The 21193-nt window shown below is 68.3% G+C and carries 19 protein-coding genes and 1 tRNA gene; 3 read left to right on the forward strand and 17 right to left on the reverse strand.

Features of this window, described 5'->3' with window-relative positions:
* Window positions 1–5: 5 nt before the first annotated feature.
* From hisIE to AC3A3Q_RS02125, 9 genes are read right to left on the reverse strand one after another with little or no spacing between them, the layout of a single operon-like run.
* Window positions 6–635: a bifunctional phosphoribosyl-AMP cyclohydrolase/phosphoribosyl-ATP diphosphatase HisIE gene (hisIE, locus tag AC3A3Q_RS02085; protein ID WP_487584665.1), complete on the reverse strand. Its 630-nt coding sequence runs from the start codon at window positions 633–635 to the stop codon at window positions 6–8.
* Window positions 625–1401: an imidazole glycerol phosphate synthase subunit HisF gene (gene hisF / locus AC3A3Q_RS02090; RefSeq protein ID WP_487584666.1), complete on the reverse strand. Its 777-nt coding sequence runs from the start codon at window positions 1399–1401 to the stop codon at window positions 625–627. The genes hisIE and hisF overlap by 11 nt, the downstream gene beginning before the upstream one ends.
* On the reverse strand, window positions 1395–2141 hold the full coding sequence (gene hisA / locus AC3A3Q_RS02095) for a 1-(5-phosphoribosyl)-5-[(5-phosphoribosylamino)methylideneamino]imidazole-4-carboxamide isomerase (RefSeq protein ID WP_487584911.1): 747 nt from the start codon (window positions 2139–2141) through the stop codon (window positions 1395–1397). The genes hisF and hisA overlap by 7 nt, the downstream gene beginning before the upstream one ends.
* Before the next feature lie 32 nt (window positions 2142–2173).
* Window positions 2174–2776 (reverse strand): imidazole glycerol phosphate synthase subunit HisH, encoded by a 603-nt coding sequence (gene hisH, locus AC3A3Q_RS02100; protein WP_487584667.1) that lies wholly within the window; start codon window positions 2774–2776, stop codon window positions 2174–2176.
* Window positions 2773–3852, reverse strand: a complete 1080-nt coding sequence (gene hisB, locus AC3A3Q_RS02105; RefSeq protein ID WP_487584668.1) for a bifunctional histidinol-phosphatase/imidazoleglycerol-phosphate dehydratase HisB — start codon at window positions 3850–3852, stop codon at window positions 2773–2775. The genes hisH and hisB overlap by 4 nt, the downstream gene beginning before the upstream one ends.
* The gene (gene hisC / locus AC3A3Q_RS02110) at window positions 3849–4955 is read right to left on the reverse strand and encodes a histidinol-phosphate transaminase (RefSeq protein ID WP_487584669.1); all 1107 of its coding nucleotides are present in this window, start codon (window positions 4953–4955) and stop codon (window positions 3849–3851) included. Before hisC ends, hisB begins: the two co-directional genes overlap by 4 nt.
* A complete protein-coding gene (gene hisD, locus AC3A3Q_RS02115) occupies window positions 4952–6253 on the reverse strand; it encodes a histidinol dehydrogenase (RefSeq protein WP_487584912.1) in 1302 nt (433 codons plus the stop codon). Before hisD ends, hisC begins: the two co-directional genes overlap by 4 nt.
* A 23-nt stretch (window positions 6254–6276) precedes the next feature.
* Complete coding sequence (gene hisG, locus AC3A3Q_RS02120) at window positions 6277–7191, reverse strand: ATP phosphoribosyltransferase (RefSeq protein WP_487584670.1); 915 nt, start codon at window positions 7189–7191, stop codon at window positions 6277–6279.
* A 14-nt stretch (window positions 7192–7205) separates the two neighbouring features.
* Window positions 7206–7571, reverse strand: a complete 366-nt coding sequence (locus AC3A3Q_RS02125) for a YerC/YecD family TrpR-related protein (protein WP_487584671.1) — start codon at window positions 7569–7571, stop codon at window positions 7206–7208.
* Between the two features lie 275 nt (window positions 7572–7846).
* Here AC3A3Q_RS02125 and AC3A3Q_RS02130 point away from each other — a divergent pair, with 275 nt between their 5' ends.
* The gene (locus AC3A3Q_RS02130; protein ID WP_487584672.1) at window positions 7847–9670 is read left to right on the forward strand and encodes a sensor domain-containing diguanylate cyclase; all 1824 of its coding nucleotides are present in this window, start codon (window positions 7847–7849) and stop codon (window positions 9668–9670) included.
* A gap of 60 nt (window positions 9671–9730) precedes the next feature.
* On the opposite strand, the gene AC3A3Q_RS02135 is transcribed toward AC3A3Q_RS02130, so the two are convergent.
* Together AC3A3Q_RS02135 and hisS are read right to left on the reverse strand one after the other, a co-directional pair.
* The gene (locus AC3A3Q_RS02135; RefSeq protein ID WP_487584673.1) at window positions 9731–11617 is read right to left on the reverse strand and encodes an HAL/PAL/TAL family ammonia-lyase; all 1887 of its coding nucleotides are present in this window, start codon (window positions 11615–11617) and stop codon (window positions 9731–9733) included.
* Window positions 11618–11736: 119 nt separating this feature from the next.
* Window positions 11737–13134 (reverse strand): histidine--tRNA ligase, encoded by a 1398-nt coding sequence (gene hisS / locus AC3A3Q_RS02140; protein WP_487584674.1) that lies wholly within the window; start codon window positions 13132–13134, stop codon window positions 11737–11739.
* Between the two features lie 235 nt (window positions 13135–13369).
* Here hisS and AC3A3Q_RS02145 point away from each other — a divergent pair.
* Both AC3A3Q_RS02145 and AC3A3Q_RS02150 read left to right on the forward strand, forming a co-directional pair.
* Window positions 13370–13446 (forward strand) — tRNA-Pro (locus AC3A3Q_RS02145).
* Between the two features lie 166 nt (window positions 13447–13612).
* The gene (locus tag AC3A3Q_RS02150) at window positions 13613–14455 is read left to right on the forward strand and encodes a D-hexose-6-phosphate mutarotase (RefSeq protein WP_487584675.1); all 843 of its coding nucleotides are present in this window, start codon (window positions 13613–13615) and stop codon (window positions 14453–14455) included.
* 68 nt (window positions 14456–14523) lie between these two features.
* Here the strand turns inward: AC3A3Q_RS02150 and AC3A3Q_RS02155 are convergent, their stop codons facing one another.
* The 6 genes from AC3A3Q_RS02155 to AC3A3Q_RS02180 are packed head-to-tail and all read right to left on the reverse strand — an operon-like array spanning window position 14524 to window position 21189.
* Window positions 14524–15792 (reverse strand): glutamate-5-semialdehyde dehydrogenase, encoded by a 1269-nt coding sequence (locus tag AC3A3Q_RS02155; RefSeq protein WP_487584676.1) that lies wholly within the window; start codon window positions 15790–15792, stop codon window positions 14524–14526.
* Entirely contained in the window at window positions 15789–16985 is a 1197-nt protein-coding gene (gene proB, locus AC3A3Q_RS02160) for a glutamate 5-kinase (RefSeq protein ID WP_487584677.1), read from the reverse strand. The genes AC3A3Q_RS02155 and proB overlap by 4 nt, the downstream gene beginning before the upstream one ends.
* Window positions 16982–18271 (reverse strand): argininosuccinate lyase, encoded by a 1290-nt coding sequence (argH, locus tag AC3A3Q_RS02165; RefSeq protein WP_487584678.1) that lies wholly within the window; start codon window positions 18269–18271, stop codon window positions 16982–16984. The genes proB and argH overlap by 4 nt, the downstream gene beginning before the upstream one ends.
* 21 nt (window positions 18272–18292) lie before the next feature.
* Window positions 18293–19252, reverse strand: a complete 960-nt coding sequence (gene argC / locus AC3A3Q_RS02170; protein WP_487584679.1) for an N-acetyl-gamma-glutamyl-phosphate reductase — start codon at window positions 19250–19252, stop codon at window positions 18293–18295.
* Window positions 19230–19865 carry a GNAT family N-acetyltransferase gene (locus tag AC3A3Q_RS02175; protein ID WP_487584680.1) on the reverse strand — a complete coding sequence of 212 codons (636 nt, stop codon included), beginning with the start codon at window positions 19863–19865 and terminating at the stop codon, window positions 19230–19232. The genes argC and AC3A3Q_RS02175 overlap by 23 nt, the downstream gene beginning before the upstream one ends.
* Window position 19866: 1 nt before the next feature.
* Entirely contained in the window at window positions 19867–21189 is a 1323-nt protein-coding gene (locus tag AC3A3Q_RS02180) for an acetylglutamate kinase (protein WP_487584681.1), read from the reverse strand.
* Window positions 21190–21193: the final 4 nt, after the last annotated feature.

Here is a 21193-nt window from a genome sequence, read left to right on the forward strand (position 1 = left end):
CACGATCAGGCGCGATGTCTCGTTTTCAGCAAAGTCTCCACGTCGCCCAGCCCGAGGCCCCGCGCGCGCAGCAACACCAGCAGGTGGTACATCAGGTCGGCCGCTTCGCCGATCAGCTCCTCGTCCGGCTGTGCCACTGCGGCCAGCGCCGTTTCCACGCCCTCCTCGCCGACCTTCTGGGCTATGCGGCGCATTCCGTCCTCGAACAGCGAGGTGGTATAGCTGCCGGCCGGACGCTCGCGCTCACGTGTGGCGATCAGCGCATCGAGTTCGCCCAGGAATGAGGCATGCGCCGGCGCCTGCGCGAAGCAACTGGTCCGGCCGAGATGACAGGTCGGGCCCTGCGGGCGCGCCAGCACGAGCAAGGTGTCGGCGTCGCAGTCGGCCTCCAGCGCCACCAGCTCGAGGAAATGGCCGGAGCTTTCGCCCTTGGTCCACTGACGCTGGCGACTGCGGCTGAAGAACGTAACGCGGCCGCTGTCGACGGTGGCCTTCAAGGCGTCGCGGTCCATGTAGCCGAGCATCAGCACGGCCAGCGTGTCGGCATCCTGCACTATCGCCGGCAGCAGGCCGCCCTGCTTGTCCCAGGCCAGCTCGTCGAAGGGGGCCGTCAGCGTGATGGCTTCAGGCGACATCGCGCACCTCGATGCCCTGCCCGCGCAGGTGCCGTTTGAGTTCGGGGATGGGAACCGCGCCGGAATGGAACACGCTGGCCGCCAGCGCCGCATCGACGTCGGCCTGGCGGAACACATCGGCGAAATGGGCGATCGCGCCGGCACCGCCCGAGGCCACCAGCGGCACCTGGCAGTGCTGGCGCACCGCCTGCAACTGCTCGATGTCGTACCCCTCGCGCACGCCGTCGCTGCCCATGCAATTGAGCACGATCTCGCCGGCGCCGCGCTGCTGCGCTTCGTCGACCCAGTCGAGCGTGCGCTGCGGCAGTGCCCGCGTGCGCGACGGGTCACCGCTGTACTGGCGCACCCGCCACTGCCCGTCCGCATCGCGCAGGCTGTCGATGCCCACCACCACGCATTGCTGGCCGAAGGCGTCGGCGATCTCGCCGATCAGCTGCGGACGCTCGAGCGCCGGGGTATTGATCGACACCTTGTCGGCGCCGGCGTGGAGCACCGTGCGTGCATCCTCGACCGAACGGATGCCGCCGGCGACGCAGAACGGGATGTCGATCTCGCGCGCCACGCGCTCGACCCAGGCGCGGTCGACGCTGCGACCCTCGGGGCTGGCGGTGATGTCGTAGAAGACCAGTTCGTCGGCGCCTTCGTCACGGTAGCGCAGCGCCAGCGCGACGATGTCGCCCATGTCGACGTGGTCGCGGAAGCGCACGCCCTTGACGACGCGGCCATCGCGGACGTCCAGGCACGGAACGATGCGCCGGCTCAGCATTGGCGCACCTTGTCGAGCGCTTCGTCCAGGGCGAAGCGACCCTCGATCAGCGCCTTGCCGAGCACCGCGCCGCTGCAACCGGCGGCACGTGCGGCAAGGATGTCGGCGATGTCGCGGATGCCGCCCGACGCCTGCACGTACAGCTCCGGCGCGAGCTTGACGATCAGCCGGTACAAGTCGAGGTTGGGCCCGCCCAGCGTGCCATCACGGGAGATGTCGGTGCACAGCAGGTGGCGCACGCCGCCATCGGCGAAGCGCCGCACCAGCGTCTGCAGACTGGCCGAACTGCTTTGGGTCCAGCCCGATACCGGCAACTGCCACTCGCCGCTGTCGTCCTGGCGCGCGTCCAGGGCAATGGTGATGCGCTCGGCGCCGAAGCGTTCGACCCAGCCCAGCACCCGCTCCGGCTCACGCACGGAGAGCGAGCCGATCACCACGCGGTCGGCGCCGGCTTCGAGGATCCTCGCCACGTCCTCTTCGCCGCGCACGCCACCGCCGGTCTGCACGCGCAGCCAGCTCGTGCGGGCCAGCACGCGCAATAGCGGCAGCAGGGTGTAGCCGCCATTGCGGGCAGCATCCAGGTCGACCAGGTGCAGCCAGCGAGCACCTTGCCGCGCGTGGCGCATCGCCATCTCGAGCGGCGGTTCCTCGTAGCGGGTCTCGCGGTCGTAATCGCCCTGGTGCAGCCGCACCATGTGGCCTTCGCGCACGTCGATCGCGGGGTACAGATCGAATTCCATGGCCGGTACCGGTGACAGCAATGGTTCGGCGCTCATGCCGCCTCCATCGCCAGGAAGTTCGCCAGCAATCGCTGGCCCACGGCCGCCGAACGCTCCGGGTGGAACTGCGCGCCAAAGCAGTTGCTGCGTCCGGCCACCGCCGTGAATGCAGTGCCGTGATCGCAGCTGGCCAGCGTGTCACCGCTCGGCGGCGCGGCATAGCCGTGCACGAAGTAGGCGTGCGCGCCGGCATCGATGCCATCGAGAAGTGCCGTCGCCTGCGACGGCTGCAACTGGTTCCAACCCATGTGCGGCACACGTACTCCCGGTGCTGATGTCATGCGGACGATGCGGCCGGGCAGCAAGCCAAGGCATTCGACGTCGCCCTCCTCCGAGGACTCGTACAGCAGTTGCATGCCCAGGCAGATCCCCAGCAGCGGCTGCCGCAGCCGACGGATCGGCTCGACCAGCCCGAGTTCGCGCAGCCGCGCCATCGCCGGCGGCGCCGCGCCGACCCCGGGCAGGATCACGCGTTGCGCGGCAGTGATGGTGTCGGCATCGGCACTGAGTACCGCGCGCACTCCCAACCTCTCAAGCGCGTAACGCACCGAGCCGATGTTCCCCCCACCCCAGTCGATCAGCACGACCTGCGTCATAGGCTGCCCTTTGTGCTCGGCAGCTCATTGCCTTCACGGCGGATCGCCTGGCGCAGCGAACGCGCCACCGCCTTGAAGCAGGCTTCGACCTTGTGGTGGTCGTTGTCGCCCTGCACGCGCAGATTGAGGTTCATCCCGGCGCCCTCGCACAGGGAGCGGAAGAAGTGCGGCACAAGCTCCGTCGGCAGGCCACCGACGCGCTCGCGGCTGAAGGTACCGTCAAAGACGAAGTACGGCCGCCCGGAGAAATCCAGCGCGGCGCTGGCCAGGCTTTCGTCCATGGGCAGCGTGAAGCCGTAACGCCCGATGCCGCGCTTGTCGCCGAGCGCCTCGCGCAGGGCCTGGCCCAGCGCCAGCGCACTGTCCTCGACCGTGTGGTGCTCGTCGATGTGCAGGTCACCCTCGCAGCGCAGCTCCAGGGCAAAGCCACCGTGCTTGCCGATCTGCTCCAGCATGTGATCGAAGAAGCCCAGGCCGGTGGCGACCACCGGCTCGGCGCCACGATCCAGGTCGAGGCCGACTTCGATCCGGGTCTCGCGGGTCGTGCGGTTGACGCGCGCGGTCCGCGGCGCGTCCGCGAGGGCGTGGGCGATGCCGCTCCAGTCCCACTCGCCGCCGAACTGCGCGGTGCGCAGCTGGAACGCGCGGATGCCGAGGTTGCGGGCAAAGGCGTTGTCGGTCTCGCGGTCGCCGACCATCGCCGAGCGCGTCCAGTCGATGCCGCGGTCCTGCAAGAACGGCAGCGCCAGGCCGATCCCGGGCTTGCGCGTGGGTGCGTTGTCGGCCGGCAGGCTGGTGTCGATCAGCACGTCGCGGAAGGCGATTCCCTGGCTCTCGAACACCTGCATCATCAGGCCGTGCGGGCCATCGAAGTCCGCACGCGGGAACGATGCGCTGCCGAGGCCATCCTGGTTGGTGACCATCACGAACTGGTAGCCGGCATCGCGCAGGCGCAGCATCGCCGGGATCACGCCAGCGACGAAGCGGAGCTTGTCGAAGCGATCGATCTGGAAGTCGGACGGCTCCTCGATCAGCGTGCCGTCGCGGTCCACGAACAGGATCGGCGTGGTACTCATCGCAGGACCTCCTTCAGCACCTTCAGCACCCTCCGGTTCTGTTCGGGCGTCCCGAGACTGATGCGCAGCGCGTCGCCGAGTCCGGGGGCCGATCGCATGTCGCGGACCACGACGCCGGCCGCAAGCAGGGCGTCGAACGCCGCCTGTGCATCGTCGAAGCGTGCGAGCACGAAGTTGGCACGCGAGTCGTGGACGCGGCGCACGCCAGGCAATGCGGCCAACGCCGAGCGCAGTTGCTCGCGCTCCTCGCGCACGGCGGCGACATGTTCGGCGGTGACCGATCGCACCTGCGGTGACAGTGCCTGCAGTGCCTGCGCGGTGCAGGCGGCCGGCAATGGATAGGGCGCCTGGCAGCGCCGCAGCACGTCGATCAGGTCGGCATCGGCGATCACGCTGCCGATGCGCGCCGCGGCCAATGCGTGCGCCTTCGACAAGGTCCGCAGCACGACGACGTTGCGCTGCGCCGGAAGCAACGTGATCGCGGACGCGGCATCGGCGAACTCGAGGTAGGCCTCGTCGACGACGACCAGCGCCTGGCCATCAAGCTCGCGCGCCAGTCGCGAAATGTCTTGGAGCGGCAGCAAGGCCCCGGTCGGATTGCCGGGGGAACACAGGAATACGAGTTTGACCCCGTCACGCCGCACCGCGGCCGCGACCGCGGCGAAGTCACACCCCCATCCTTGTGGATCCTCCAGCAGCGGCACGTCGACCACGCGCGTACCGTGCAGGCGCGCACTTACCGCGTACATGCCGAAGGTGGGGGTGGTGACCAGCACCGCATCTCCGCCCGGCCGGCACACCGCCCGCACCAGCAGGTCGATGCCTTCGTCACTGCCGCGCCCCGCCAGCAGTTGCCCGGGAACGCAGCCGTACAACCCGGCCAGCGCTTCGCGCAGTGCCTGCGGCTGCGGATCCGGATATCGGCGCAGCGATCCGTCGCCATCGGCGTCGTTGCGCCACGGCGATTCGTTGGCGTTGAGCCAGACGCTGCCCTGCAGCCGCTGGCTGCGCGCCGACTGGTAACCGGCGAAGTCGCGCAGGTCCTCGCGCACCAGCAACAACGGGCTGCTGGCGATGGTCAACGCATCGGCGGCCGCGCTCATGCCGCCACCGCCTGCAGACGCAGGGCGACGGCCTGGAGGTGCGCGTCGAGGCCTTCGGCGCGCGCCAGCTCGACCGCGCACGGACCGATCGCCTCGATCCCCTGCGGCTGCACTTCCTGCACGGTGATGGCGATCTGGAAGCTGGCGACATTGAGGCCGCCGCTGAAGCGCGCCGCACCATTGGTCGGCAACACGTGATTGGTGCCGCTGCAGTAATCGCCCAGCGCTTCCGGTGCCCAGTCGCCGAGGAACACCGATCCGGCCGCCTGCACCTGCGGCAGCCAGCGTCGCGCTTCGCGCACGGCCAGGATCAGGTGCTCGGGTGCGTAGTCGTTGCTGACCTGCAGCGCCTGCTCGATGGACTCGACCCGGATCGCGCACGAGGCCTCCAGCGCCTGGAGGGCGATGGCGGCGCGGGGCAAAGTTTCGACCTGCCGCGACAGTTCGACGGCAACCGCATCGAGCAGTGCATCGTCGTCGCTGAGCAGCACCACCTGCGAATCCGGACCGTGCTCGGCCTGCGACAACAGGTCGGCGGCGACGAAGGCCGCGTTGGCGCCGCCATCGGCGATCACCAGCACTTCAGAGGGGCCGGCCGGCATGTCGATGGCCGGGCCGTCCTGGCTCATCGCGACCTGGCGCTTGGCCTCGGTGACGTAGGCATTGCCCGGGCCGAAGAGCTTGTCGCAACGCGGCACGCTATCGGTTCCGAAGGCCATCGCGGCGATCGCCTGCGCGCCACCAATCTTGAAGATGCGATCGATGCCGCAACGCTGCGCCGCATACAGCACTGCCGGGTCAGCCGTGCCGTCGCGGCGAGGCGGCGTGCACAGCACCACCTCGGGGCAACCGGCCAGGTGCGCCGGCACGCCCAGCATCAACGCAGTAGATGGCAGCGGCGCCGAGCCGGCCGGCACGTACAGGCCGACGCGGCGGATCGGCCGCAGCACGCGCTCGCAACGCACGCCCGGCGCGGTATCGATGGCGTAGGCACTGCTCATGCCCGCCTCGTGGAACAGGGCGATGCGCGCGGCCGCTTCGTCGATGGCCTGGCGCAAGGCTGGGGGCAAGCTGTCGCCAGCTGCGCGCAGTTCGTCGGCACCGACGCGCAGGTCGTCCAGAGCGACACCGTCGAAGCGGAGCGCGAAGGCACGCAGTGCGGCATCGCCGTTGTCGCGGACTTCGTCGATGATCGCGGCGACGGCGGTCGTCGTCACGGCCGACGTGCGTTGCGAGGGGCGCCGGAGCAGCTGCGTACGCTCGGCTGCGTCGAGCCGGTTCCAGTCGGCGCGGCGCATCAGCGGCGAAGTGGCGATCGCGCTCATGCCAGCATGCCCTCCACCGGCAGCACCATCAGTCCGCGTGCGCCGGCGCGCTTGAGTTCCTCCAGCCGCTGCCAGGTGACGGCGCCGTGGCAGAGCGCCTGCAGCGCGAGGTCGTCGCCATCGTCCAGGCGCATCACGGTTGGCGCCTCGGCATCCGGGAGCAGCGGCAACAGGCTGGGCAGCAGGTTTCGCGGCGCCTGGAACATCAGCAGCTTGCTGTGGCGGATTCGCAGCGCACCATCGAGGCGCCGCAGCAGCAGGTCGGCGAGTTCGCCGCGCACCGGATCGAATTCCGCGGACGGGCCTGCGAGCACCGCCTCGCTCTCCAGCAACGTCATCACCGGCTTGAGCTGGTTGGCAGTGAGCGTCGCGCCGCTGGAGACGAGGTCGCAGATCGCTTCGGCCTGCCCCAGGCGCGGGGCGATCTCCACCGAACCCGACAGCAGCACGACATCGGCGGCGATGCCCTGCTCTTCCAGCCAGCGCGACAGCAACGCCGGGTAGCTGGTGGCGATGCGCTTGCCTGCCAACTGTTCCGGCCCCTGCCAATCCCAGGCATCGGGCACGGCCAGCGCCAAACGGCAACCGCCAAACCCCAGTGCCCGCCACTCGCGGTACACCGACGGCCGGCCATTGCCGGAACGGCCGCCATCCTGCTCGAGCAGGACGTTGCGGCCGACGATACCCAGGTCGCAGACACCGTCGGCGATCAGTCCGGGAATGTCGTCGTCGCGAACCAGCAACAGGTCGATCGGCAGGCTTTCGCCATAGCAGAACAGGCGATCGCGGCTCTCGCGCCAGCTCAGGCCGCACGAGGCCAGCAGCGCGCGCGCCGGCTCGGCCAGGCGGCCGGATTTCTGGATGGCGATGCGCAGGCGGTCGCGCACCGGGGTGTTGGCTGGGGGACTCATGGACTGGAACTCGACTAGTCGCTGTTGCGGGCGGACGCCGAGCCGGTCTCGCCGGTCCCGGAAGGTTTGTTGTCGGCTTCGCCGACCTGGCGCTGGTAGGCGATTGCGTAACCGCCGGCGCCGCGTTCGAGGCTGCGGGCGACGCGCCCGATGGTGGTCACGCTGACCTGGGTGCGGTCGTGGATCTCGCGATAGGGGACGTTGTCGATCAGCAGCGGCACCACCCGCCAGCGGTCGGTCATCGCCTCAAGCTCGGCCGGGGTGCACAGGTCCTCGAGGAAGGCGCGGACCTCCTGTGGGCTGCGCAGCGCCAGCAGCGCCGCGGCGAGCCCGGCTAGGTCGTCGTCACCGCGTTCCAGCTCAGGGGGGCGTCGCTTCATGGGTGCGTACTAATGTATTAACGTGCTAATACATTAATCCGTCGCTCGGACCGCCGTCAACCAGGCCTTGACCGGGGCACGGACCTTGGCGAAGGCCTGTTCACGGCGTTCACGCCGTTTGACTTGCGATACGGATATAGGAGTCAGCCGGACCCCAGGGGGCGGATGGCGCAATCGATTGCAGCGCGCATAAGCTGCGCGCACGCCACCCCGCCGCCTTCGCGACGGGGCCGGCGACCGGGCAAGGGGGATACATGGGACGTGGCTCGAGGTTCATGTGTTGGCTATGGCTGGCAGGCCTTTGCCTGCTGCTGGCTGCGCCGGCACAGGCCACGACCGCCGCCGGTACGACCCTGCGACTGGGTGCCGACACCGAACAGGCATCGCTGTCGCCCTATCTGGGCTACTACCACGACGTCGGCGCACGCGACGACGTCGACGCCGCCGCAACGCACCTGGCCCAGGGCAAGTTCGCGCCGCTGCCGGGCGGTCGCAGTGCATTTGGCTTCCGCCCCGGCGCCTTCTGGTTCCACGCTCGCATCGTCAACAACGGCAATCCGGAACAACGCTGGTTGCTGGTGCAGAGTTACGCGCTCAGCGACAGCATCGACGTGTACGCGCGTTATCCCGACGGCCGGACCACGTTCCAGGCCGGCGGCGACCACCTGCCCTTCAGCGAGCGCAGCGTTCGCTACCGGCATCCGAACTTCTGGCTGAACCTGCCGCCCGGCCAGCCCGTGGACGTCTTCGTGCGCGTGCAGAGCGAAAGCTCGATGCAGGTGCCGCTGGACATCTACACCACGGTCGCCTTCGCCGAGCTCTCGCGCGATTCGCAGCTGGTGATCGGTCTGTACTACGGCATCCTGCTGGCGTTGTTCTTCTACAACCTGGCGCTATGGCTGAGCCTGCGCGATGCCAGCTACTTCTGGTACCTGTTCCATCTGTCGGCGTTCGGGCTGGTGCTGTTCACGCTCAACGGCTTTGGCTTCGAGTACCTGTGGCCGCAATCGTCATGGCTCAGCGACCGGATGGTGCCGCTGTCGATCTGCCTGGCACAGATCGGCATGCAGCAGTTCGCGCGCATCTTCCTCGGCCTGCGTGAGCGCTGGCGGCTCGGTGACAGGATCGGCCTGGGCCTGATCAGCTTCTTTGCTCTGCTCGGCATTGCGTCGACGTGGTTGCCGTATCACATCTCCACGCCGATCGCGTCGGCGGCGGTGCTGGTCAGCATTGCCTGGATCGCGGTGGTGTCGATCGCGATCGTGCGTCGCGGCTATGCGCCGGCGCAGTTGTTCCTGCTGGCGTGGGCGATGTTCCTGCTCGGCACCGGCCTGTTCGTCGCCATCGCGTTCGGCATGATGCCCAAGACCTTCATCACCGAGTATGGCGTGCAGATTGGTTCGGCGCTGGAGATGCTGCTGCTGTCGATCGCGCTGGGGCACCGCTACGCGGCGTTGCGCAACGAGAACGAGCGCATTGTCCGCGAGGCCAAGGACCAGCTCGAACACAAGGTCGAGCAGCGCACCGTCGAGCTGCGCAGCGCGCTGGGGCAACTCGAGGACGCGCACGCGCGGTTGCGCGAAACCAGCCAGCGCGACGCACTGACCGGTCTGCACAACCGTACCCATTTCCGCGACCGTTTCGAGGCACTGCTTCGGCAAACGCGCGAGCACCGGCGACCGCTGTCGCTGTTGATGATCGACCTGGACAACTTCAAGCTGATCAACGATCAGCATGGGCACCTGATCGGCGACGATTGCCTGCGCTGGGCGGCGCGGACGCTAGGCCACGGGCTGCGGCCGCATCACGATGCGCTGCTGGCGCGATTCGGCGGCGAGGAGTTCGTGGTCGTGCTGCCGGGCCTGAACCTGTCGGCCGCAAGGCAGGTCGCCGAGGACCTGCGCCAGCATCTGCGCGACCAGCCGTTCCGCAGCGAGGACAGCCAGATCACAGTCACCGCCAGCATCGGCGTGCATGCGATCGAGACGGTCTCCTTCGGCGGCATCGACCCGCTGCTGCAGCTGGCCGACCAGGCGCTGTACCGGGCCAAGGCCGACGGGCGCGACTGCGTGCGGACGTCGCAGGTGGAAACGGTCTAGCTTCGGCAACAGGACCGTCATCCCCGCGAAGGCGGGGACCCAGTGGCTTGGTACAGGGCGTCAGGCGCGTGCAGCCGCCAGAACGGTGCCTTCCTTCACCAGCCGCACCGCGGTGGCCACTTCGCCGTCCATCGCGCGGTCGCGATCCAGGAACGGAATCGCCTCGCGGATCGCCGCGTGTGCCGCAGCGACCGCGCGTCCGGGGTGGAACTCTTCGGCCTCGGCCAGTTCGACGCGCAAGCCCTCGACTTCGGCCAGGAAGGCTTCGTACTCGGGGCTGTCGGCCGCCGGTGCGCCCTGCACCTTCGCCGCCAGTGCGCGCGCGTCGGCACGATCGGCCAGGTCGCGAGCGGCGTTGATCATGTCGCGGCGCAGGTCCAGTGCCTGCGCGGCGGTATAGAGCTCCAGCGCCAGCACCTTGCCCAGGTCATCGGCCATCGCCAGCACGTGGCGCGCCTCGTTGGCGCCCATCGAGACGTGGTCTTCGGCGTTGGCGCTGGTCGGGATCGAATAGACCGACGCCGGATGTGCGCGGCTGGCCAGGTCGTTGACGATGGCCGCGGCGGTGTACTGCACGATCATGTGGCCGGACTCGGTCGAGTCCTCATTGCCGATGAGGAAACCCGGCAGGCCGTCGTTCGTCGCCGGATCGACCAGCTTGTTGAGGCGGCGCTCGGAAATGCTCGCGAGCACCGGGATGGCGGCCTTGACGTAACTCATCGCCAGCGCCAGCGGCATGCCGTGGAAATGGCCGGCGGAAATCACCTGCTGCTCGACGAACTCGGCCTTGGCATCGGGGAACACGATCGGGTTGTCGGTCAGCGCATTGAGCTCGACCTCGAGCACGCGCGCGGCCTGGGCCACGGCATCGCGCACGGCGCCATGCACCTGCGGGATGCAGCGCAGCGAATAGCTGTCCTGCGGCTGGTGCTTCTTGCCGCCGCGGAACGGACGGAAACGCAGGTAGAACTTCTCGCGACCGTGGCGCTGGCTGAAAGGCACCCAGTCCCAGCCGATGTCGAAACGCAGTGCCTGCGATTCCGGCGTGTCCCAGCTGCGCGGCTGCCAGGCACGGAACTTGGGCACCAGGTGGTACGGGATGTCGGCCAGCGTCGAGCCGCCGAGCAGGTCGCGCAGGTGGGCGGCGCTGTGCACCTGGCCCGGATGCGGGCGCAGCGCGTGCACTTCTTCGGCGAACGCGCCCAGGCGGCCGGCGAAGGCATCGATGGTCATCGCGGCGGCGAGGTCGGCGGTGTCGAGCAGGTCTTCCAGCTGCGCCAGCGCGAGCACGCCGCAGGCGAGCATCTGCGCGGTGCCATTGTTCAGCGCCAGGCCTTCCTTGTACGACAGCGTCACCGGCGACAGGCCGGCGCGCTTGAGCGCTTCGCCGCCCGGGATGCGCTCGCCTCCGAAGAAGGCTTCGCCACCGCCGAGCAGCACGATGGCCAGGTGCGACAGCGGTGCGAGGTCGCCGCTGGCGCCGACCGAACCCAGCTGCGGCACCACCGGCACGATGCCGGCGTTGAGCATCGCGGTCAGTGCCTGCAGGGTCTCGACGCGGATGCCGGAATGGCCGCGCATCAGCGTGTTGATGCGGATGCACAGCATCGCGCGGACGATCTCCGGCGCGAAGGCTTCACCGACGCAGACGGCGTGGGTGACGATGAGGTTGCGCTGCAGCTCTTCGTGCAGGGTGATGTCGGAGCGCGCTGCGCCCGGCAACTCGTCACGCAGGTGGTGGTTGCCGAGCAGGCGGTCGGCGTTGCTGCCGAAGCCGGTCGACACGCCGTAGATGGGTTCCTCGCGGCGGACCTGTTCGGCCAGGAACTCGGCCGCGCGCGCCACCGCCGGCAGTTGCTCCGGGGCCAGCTGCACGTGCGCGCCGTAGGCCACGTCCACCAGCTGCGCGCGGGTCAGCGAGCGGCCATCGAGTCGGATCGGTTTCATCGTTTCACCTTGCAGCTGACTGCCATCTGCGCCGGCCTCGCGTTTGCGCGCGCCGGCGTCCCCTGTCCTGAACGGCATGGGCGGACGAGGTCGTCCACCCTGCCTGCGATTTCCTGGCCCTAGCGGCCGGCGAGTGCGCGGTACTGTTCCAGCTCCACGCGCAGCGTGCTCGCCAGTTCCTCCAGCGGCACTTCGAACTGCTCCTCGCGCAGCAGGTCCTTGACCGCAACCACGCCGCGCGCCTTCTCGTCGTCACCGGCCAGCGCAACGAAACGGATGCCGGCGCGCGAGGCGTACTGGAACTGTTTGCCGATCTTGCGCGCTTCCATCTGCACTTCGGTGTTGATGCCGGCCGCGCGCAGGCGACGGGCGATCTCCAGTGCATCGGTCAGCGACTGGCCATCCATCAGCGCGACCATCGCCTGCACGGTGCTGCCGGAGGCATTGCCGAGCAGGCCGGCCTCGCGCAGCTGCCAGAACAGGCGGGTCAGGCCAATCGAGATGCCCACGCCGGGCAGCTTCGACTTGGTGTAGTGGCTGGCGAGATTCTCGTAGCGGCCGCCAGAGCAGATCGAGCCGATCTGCGGGTAGTCGTTGAGCGTGGTCTCGTAGACCGTGCCGGTGTAGTAATCGAGGCCGCGCGCGATCGAGAAGTTCAGCGCATAGGCGCTTTCCGGCACGCCCAGGGCGCGCACGAGTTCAAGTACTTCGCGCAGTTCGGTTACGCCCTCGCGCAGGGCATCGTTGCCCTCGCCCAGCGCGTCGAGCTTGGCCAGCGCGTCGACGTGCGAGGTCGAGCGCACCTTGACGAACTCGAGGATGCGCGCGACTGCATCGGCGGACAGGTTGAAACCTTCGCCGGTCAGGGTCTCGCGGACGTGGTCCTCGCCGCGCTTGTCGAGCTTGTCGACCTCGCGCAGCACCAGCGCCTGCAGTTCGCCGTCGGCGATGCCCTGGGCCTCGAAGAAGCCGCGCATCAGCTTGCGGTTGTTGAGCTGGATGGTGAAGGCGCCGATGTCGAGCTCGGAGAACACGGCGTGGATCACCGCCGGCAGCTCGGCGTCGAAACGCACGCTGAGCGCGTCCTTGCCGATGACGTCGATGTCGCACTGGTAGAACTCGCGGAAGCGACCGCGCTGGGCACGCTCGCCGCGATAGACGCGCTGCATCTGGTAGCGGCGGAAGGGGAACGCCAGCTCGTGTTCGTGCTCGGCGACGTAACGCGCCAGCGGAACGGTCAGGTCGAAGCGCAGCGCCACCTCGGGCATGCCCTCGCCGGCCGCGCCTTCGGACGCCTTGCCCAGCGCACCCGTGGACTGAACGAAATACACCTGCCGCTCGGTTTCGCCGCCGGACTTGGTCAGCAACACCTCCGACAGTTCCATGACCGGCGTTTCCACCGGCAGGAAGCCGAATCGTTCGAAATTGCGGCGGATCGTGTCCAGCATGCGCTGGAAGGCGATCTGGTCAGGGGGCAGCAGCTCCATGACCCCGGGCGGGGTGCGCGGCTTGATCAAGCAAGGCTCCAGTGACGACAGGCCGCGATCGCGGCCCGATGCCGTACAGGCTTGGCGGGCACACGGTGGATTCGCGGTGTAGAGGGGGAAATCGACGACAGTTTAGCTGTTGCGACCGCTTTTCCCCCAACGGCCGCCCACGGATTGCACCCGGATTGCCATTGGATTGAAGGAATTTGCATCCAACCCCTTGCCTCGACCCCGCCCGACTGACTAGAATTTGCGGCTCAGCAGTCGGGGTGTAGCTCAGCCTGGTAGAGCGCTACGTTCGGGACGTAGAAGTCGCAGGTTCAAATCCTGTCTCCCCGACCAACTCCGCATGATGCATGTGTGCATCATGATGTGGAGCCACGCTGAAATGACGAACGCCGGCCCTGCCGGCGTTTTTCGTTTGTGCCGCAGGCAGCGAACTGGACCAGGTTGCGATCTGCCGAGCCGCGCCGCGATGATGCCGGGTCGCTTTCGCATTGATGGCCCGATGGATCTCACCTGCACACCTTTCCAGCGCGATGGCAGCGCCTGCCTGCGCCTGAACGCCGCTGACGGCGCCGTCGCCGAGATCAGCCTGCATGGCGCCCACGTGCTGTCCTGGCAGCCCTCGCCGGGCCGCGAGCGCCTCTATATGAGCCCGCGCGCGAGTTTTGCCGAGGGCGCAGCCATCCGTGGCGGCATTCCGGTGATCTTTCCGCAGTTCGGCGGGCGTGGATCGATGCTCAAGCATGGCTTCGCGCGACTGCTCGACTGGCGCTACGTGGGCATCGAGGTCGAGTCCGGAGCGCCGGCAGTGGTTCTGGAGCTGGTAGACAACGAGGACACCCGCCGCCAGTGGCCGACGAGTTTTCGCGCGCGGGTCCACGTGGCGCTGGCCCCAGCCGCGCTGACGGTGCGGCTCGCGGTCCGCAACCAGGGCGCGGCGCCCTTCAGCTTCACCGCGGCACTGCATACGTACCTGCGCGTGGACGATCTGGACGCGACGACGGTGCAGGGCCTGGAAGCGGCCGGCTTCGAGGATTCGCGCGATGGCCAGACCAGCGCGGCCGAAGGCGAACCGGTGCGTTTCCATACCGAGGTCGACCGTCTCTATCCCGATTGCGCCCATGACCTGCTGCTTGCGCAGGGCGACGAAGCGATGCGCATCAGCGCAGATGGCTTCCGCGATACTGTCGTGTGGAATCCCGGGGCGGAACTGGCGGCGAAGATGGCCGACCTTGGCGCCGGTGAGCACCGGCACTTCGTCTGCGTCGAGTCGGGCACGATTGCTGAGCCGGTGACGCTGGCACCGGGAGCGGAATGGAGCGGAGCACAACGCCTGCAGGCGTAGGAGCGAGCTTGCTCGCGAACGCCTTCCGGCAAGCCTGTCGCGAGCAAGCTCGCTCCTGCGTGCGGAGGTCAGTGGTTGCGCGATTCCTCGTGCCGCACCTGCCCTTCCCCGCGCACGACGAAGCGCTCGATGGTCAGTGATTCCGCGCCCATCGGCCCATAGGCATGCAGGCGCGTGGTCGATATGCCGATCTCGGCGCCCAGCCCGAGCTGGCCACCGTCGTTGAAGCGCGATGAGGCGTTCACCATCACCGCCGAGCTGCGCGTGCCGCGCACGAACGCTTCGGCCGCCGCGGCATCTTCGGTCGCGATGACTTCGGTGTGGTCCGAGCCGTAGCGGGCGATGTGCGCCAGTGCGTCCCCGATGCCGTCGACGACGCGTACCGCCAGGATCAGGTCCAGGTACTCGGCGGCATAGTCGGCGTCTTCGACCTGCCCCACCTGGTCGGAGTACGCGCGCGTGCGCTCACAGCCGCGCACTTCGACCTCGCGCGCCGCCAGCCGCTCGAGCGCCGCGGGCAGGAATGCCGCGGCGATGTCGCGATGGACCAGCAATGTCTCCAGCGCATTGCACACGCCGGGTCGCGAGGCCTTGCCGTCGACCATCAGATCCAGAGCCTTGCCGACATCGGCGGCACGGTCGACGTACAGATGGCACACGCCCTTGTAGTGCTTGATCACCGGCACGCGCGCGTGCTCGGCGACGAAGCGGATCAGGCTCTCGCCGCCGCGCGGGATCGCCAGGTCGATCAGGTCCGACAGCTGCAGCAGTTCCAGTACATGCTCGCGCGCAGGATCGGCCACCAGCGACACGGCCGCCTCCGGCAGCCCTTCCTCGCGCAATGCCTGGTGCAGGCACGCAGCGATGGCGGCATTGCTCGCGCGCGCCTCCGAGCCACCGCGCAGCAGCACCGCGTTGCCGGCCTTCAGGCACAGCGCCGCGGCATCGGCGGTGACGTTGGGGCGGGCTTCGTAGATCATGGCGATCAGGCCCAGCGGTACGCGCTGGCGCTCGATCACGATCCCGTTGGGGCGCACGTCGCTGCGTGTCACGTGCCCTAGAGGATCAGCCTGCGCGGCCACTTCCCGCACGCCTGCAGCCATCGCCGCGACGCGGGCCTCATCCAGCTTCAGCCTGTCGAGCAGCGCCGCGCCGAGGCCGGCGGCACGGCCGCGCTCCATGTCCTCGGCATTGGCCGCCAGCACCGCGGCGCCGTGATGCTCCAGCAAACGCGCCATGCGCTCGATCAGTCGCCGGCGCTCGTCGCCATCCAGCGTCGCCAGCACCAGCGATGCTTCACGCGCGCGCTCGGCAAGATTGCGTACGTAACCGCTCATGCCTTCACCTCGGGAGTCTCGTCGTGAGCGTTGACCAGCAGCACCAGATCGTCGCGGTGGATCACCGATTCGCCATAGCGGAAGCCGAGCACGGCTTCGATGTCGTTGCTGTGCCTGCGCGCGATCCGGCCGATTTCCATTGCGCTGTACTGTGCCAGGCCGCGCGCGAACGGTTCGGCGCCGGCCGTGGTGGCCACGATCTCGATCACGTCGCCGCGGCGGAAGTCGCCTTCGACACCGGCCACGCCACCGGGCAGCAGCGAGGCGCCCTGGCGATGCAGCGCCGCGACCGCGCCGTCGTCGACCAGCAGCCGTCCCGACGAGGGTGCATGTCGCAGCCATTGCTTGCGTGCGCGCAGGCGGTCGCCCTGTGCGAGCACCAGCGTGCCGTGCAGCTGCCCCTCGCCGAGCGCGCGCACCACCGCATCGTTGCGACCGCAGAACAGGGCCGTGGGAATCCCGGCGGCGGTCGCCTTCGCGGCGGCCTCCAGCTTGGTGCGCATGCCACCGGTACCGAGCTTGCCGGCGCCACCGCTGGCGGCCAGCAGCAGTTCGGGCGTGATCCGTTCGACACGGTCGATTGCGCGCGCAGTGGGGTCGCGCTGCGGATGGGCGCTGTAGAGCCCGCCGATGTCGGTGGCGATCAGCAACAGGTCGGCATCGACCAGCGATGCCACGGCCGCGGCAAGGTTGTCGTTGTCGCCGAGCTTGAGTTCATCGACGGCGACGGCATCGTTCTCGTTGATGATCGGCAGCGCGCCAAGCTTCAACAGCTCGCGCAGCGTGGCTCGCGCATTGAGGTAACGGCGGCGGTTGCGCAGGTCGTCGTGGGTCAGCAGGACCTGGGCGACGGGCCGGTCCGACAACTGCTGCCAGAAGCCCATCAGCGATGCCTGGCCGAGCGAGGCCAGCGCCTGCCGAAGCACCAGGCTGTCGCCACCGGTATCGATGCGTCCGCGCCCGGCAGCGACCGCGCCGGACGATACCAGGACCACTTCGCGCTGCTGCGCGCGGGCCTGCGCAATAAATCGCGCCAGGCCAGCGGCGTAACGCGGATCGAGTCCGTCGGGTTGATCGGAGAAGCCGGCCAGCAGGCTGCTGCCAACCTTCAGTACGGCGCGCTGCCAGCGTGGCAGCGGTTGTGCCTGGAAGTCCCGGACGGCGGTGTCGGCGGCACTTCCAGGCGTGTTCATCGCAGTGTTTCCAGTCGGCTTCGCAGCTCGTCCAGCCGCAGTTGCGAGCCCGCACCGGGTGACACCCGTGCTGCCAGGCTCGCCTCGGGATCGCCCTGCTCCCAGCGCGCCGGATCGGCGGCCTGCTTGTAGGCCTCGCGGAACGGCAGGCCCTGTCGCGCCAGATCGACCGCCAGGTCAGTGGCGTACATGGAAGGATCGAGCGCCTCGCGCATGCGGTCGGTCTTCCACTCAAGGTTGCGCAGCAGGTCCGGCAGCAGCTCCAACGCGCCCAAGCCGCGGCCGAACGCGTGGAAGATGGCGCCCTTGGAGAACTGCAGGTCGCGGTGGTAGCCCGACGGCAGCGACAGCAGCTGTTCGATCTCCGTGCGCGCGGCGGCAGCGGCCGAGTAGCTCGCGCGCATCAGTTCGATGACGTCGGGGTTGCGCTTGTTGGGCATGATCGAGCTGCCGGTGGTGTACTGCGACGGCAACGCGACGAAGCCGAACTCGGCGCTGGTGAACAGGCTCAGGTCCCAGGCCAGGCGGCGCAGGTCGAGCAGCGCCGAGGACAGCGCCTCGATCGCGGCCATCTCGAACTTGCCGCGCGAGATCTGCGCGTAGGTCGCCGCGACCTGCATGCGGCCGAAGCCCAGTGCCGTCGTGGTGTGATCGCGCGCCAGCGGCAGGTTGACGCCGTAGCCCGCCGCACTGCCGAGCGGATTGGCATCGACCCAGTGCAAGGTCTGCACGGCACGCTGCGCGTTGTCGATGAAGCCTTCGGCCCAGGCCGCCCACCACATGCCCAGCGAGGACACCATGGCGCGCTGCAGGTGGGTGTAGCCCGGCAGCGGCACGCCCTGCTCTGCCTCGGCACGGGCGAGCGCGACTTCCGCGCTTTCACGGCACGTGGCCGCCACGCGTGCCAGGCGGTCTTTCAGCCACAGGCGCGTGGCCACCAGGATCTGGTCGTTGCGGCTGCGGCCGGTGTGGATCTTCTTGCCGGGATCGCCGAGGCGTTCGACCAGGCGCGATTCGATCGCCGAATGGCAGTCCTCGAAGCGCTCGTCGAGGATGAAGCGGCCGGCACGGAAGTCCTCGGCCAGAACTTCCAGTTCGCGCTTCAGTCCGGCCAGTTCGTCGCCATCGAGGATGCCGATCTGCTGCAGGCCTTCGGCGTGCGCACGACTGGCTTGGATGTCGAACAGGAAGAACTCGCGATCCAGGATCACGTCCTCGCCGGCGAGGAACTGCTGGATGCGCGCGTCGACCTTGACGCCGGGTTTTTGCCACAACAGATCGGACATCGTCGAATTCCTTTGGATGATTCAGCGCGGAATGCCGGCCATCTCGTCCAGGCCAAACGCCAGGTTGAGATTCTGCAGCGCCTGCGTCGCCGCGCCCTTGAGCAGGTTGTCCTCGGTGGCCACCACCACCAGCCGCCTGCCATCGGGTGTCAGGGTGAAACCGCCGAGTTCGACGTGATGGCGTCCCGCGATCGCACTGACCCACGGGGCTTCGTCACCGACATCGACCAGTGGTTCGCCGGCATAGCGGTCAACATACCGCGACACCACTTCATCGCGCGCGAAGGCCCTGGACAGCGGCAGGTTGGCGGTGATGGTCAGGCCGCGGAAGTGCGGCGCAACGTGCGGCAGGAACTGCACCTCGTGGCCGAGTTGCCGCGTGACTTCGCGCTCGTGCACGTGGTTGGTCAGTGCGTACGGCATCAGGTTGTCGCGCAGCTTCTCGGGGTCGTTCTTGTCCGAAGGCGACGTGCCAGCCCCGGAATAGCCCGAAACGCCGAAGCACTGCACCGGACCGGCCAGCGCGTCGAGCATCGGCGCGACCGCCAGCTGCATCGCCGTGGCGTAGCAGCCCGGATTGCTGATGCGGCGCTGGCCGCTGTACTGCGCGCGGGTCAACTCCGGCAGGCCGTAGTACCAGCCGTCGTCGAAGCGGTAATCGGCAGAGAGATCGACGATGACCGGGTCGGCGCCCACGGCATCGAAGGCGGCCACGCAGGCGGCGGCCTTGCCGTTCGGCAGCGCCAGCACGACGGCATCGGCGCCAAGCGCCGGTAGCTCCTCGTGCGAGGGAGAGTTGTAGCGAAGCTCGCCCTGGTACTCGGCGATGTGGTCCGCGACGCGCTGCCCGACCAGCTCGCGCGAGGACACGAACGCCAGCTCGAAATCCGGGTGCGCTGCGATCAGGCGGATGAGTTCGGCGCCGACGTAACCGCGCGCGCCGACGATGCCAACGGACTTAGTCACGTCCGGATGCTCCATGGTTCTGCAACTTGTGCTGCTCCAATCTATGATTCAGATTGCGCTTAACCGCCGGCCACTCCGATTCGATGATCGAAAAGGCCACGGTGTCGCGCACGCTGCCGTCGGCATGGCGCCGGTGGCTGCGCAGGATGCCGTCCTGTTTCGCGCCGAGGCGGGCGATGGCGTTGCGTGAGGCCAGGTTGAACCAGCTGGTCTCGAAGCCGACGCAGATGCTGCCCATGGCCTCGAAGGCATGGCCGAGCAACAGCAGCTTGGCCTCGGTGTTGAGGCCGGTGCGCTGCACGCTCGGGGCGTACCAGGTGTAGCCGATCTGCACGCGTGGAACCGTTGCATCCAGGTCGTAGTAGCGCGTACAGCCGACGATGTCGCCGCCGGCGTCGCGCACCGCGAACGGCATCGCCTTGCCCTGCGCCTGCATGTCCAGCGCCGCCGAGATGTAGGACTCGACCTGCTCCGGCGCCGGCACGTTGGTGTACCACAGGCGCGACAACTCGCCCGCGCCAAGCGCCGCGCGCAGGCCGTCGCAGTGCCCCGACTGCAGCGGCTCCAGCGTGACGTGCTGGCCGCGCAGGGTCGGGGCGACGCTCCAGTGGTCGGTGGTTACTGACATGTCAGTCCTTCAGCGTCGCCGTCCGCCCCGAGCAGTGCTCGACGCAGCGCTCGATCTCGTCGAACCCGTCGATGCCGTACCAGAACACCTTCCACTTCTCCTGCTTGATGCAGCCGTCGGATTCAGCGTAGTAGAACGGGTTGACCGGATTGCCGTGGCGCGAACGCCAGAACAGGCGCGGGTTCTGCTCGCGCATCACATGCCACACCGCACGGCCAAGGCCTTCGCCCTGCGCTTCGTCGAGCACGGCAAACTTGTCGAGGTAGATGCCGGCATCTTCCTGGGTGAGGATCACGGCGGCGCGGTAGTTCTCGCTGACGTAGGCTCGGTGCAGCGTGGTTCGCTCGAAGTAGTCCGGCATCAGGCGACGGCCGAACGCCGATTCGATCAGGCCGCGCAGGCGCTCCAGGTCGAGCTCGTCCCAGCGGCTGACCTGCAGCACGCGCTCACCTCGGCGCACCAGCGTGCCCGAGCCCTTGTGGGTGAACAGTTCCTTCGCCAGCTCGGCCGGCTTGGTGATCGAGACCGACGAGGTCAGCGGCAGCTTGTCGAGCAGAGCCTTGATCTGTTCGATCTTGACCCGCATGCCGCCGTTGATCCACGGCTGCGACATCAGGTGCTCGTACTCGGTCGACAGGTTGATCGAGTCGATGACCCGGCCGGTGTCATCGAGCAGGCCACCGGTGCCGGTCAGGAACACGATCTTGTACGGCTGCAGCTTCTGCACCAGCTCGTTGGCGGCGAAGTCGGCATTGACGTTGAGGATCTGTCCGCCGGCGGTCTCGCCGAGGCTGGCGATCACCGGAATGGAACCGGCACGCAGGCTGGCCTCGATCGGCGCCAGGTTGACGCGCTTGACCTCGCCGACCAGGCCGTAGGTGTCGCGGTCCAGGTACTCGGACTCGAACACGCCCGAAACAATCGACGTCGCCCGCGCGTCGAACGCCTGCAGCGCCTCGACCAGCTTGAGGTTCTGCGACTGGAACACGCGGCGCACGATCGCAAGGGCTTCCGGCGAGGTCACGCGCAGGCCGTTGACAGTCTGCTTGGTGATGCCGGCCGCGGCCATCTCGTCGTCGAGCTGCGGGCCGGCGCCGTGGATCACGATCGGCGTCAGGCCGACGTCCTGCAGGAAGGCGAGCGAGGACGTCAGCGCTTCCAGGTCGTCGCGCAGGACGGCGCCGCCCACCTTGACCACGGCGAAGCGCTTGGCATCGAGCTGGGAGAAACGCTTGAGGTACTGCGAGATCTCCTTCGCGCTGGCCATGCTCGAGAGCAGGCGCACGATGGTCTGGCGGGTCTGGATGTCGCGGGTGTCGTTCATTGCG

This window comes from Lysobacter sp. Soil_C_59 (assembly GCF_057656415.1).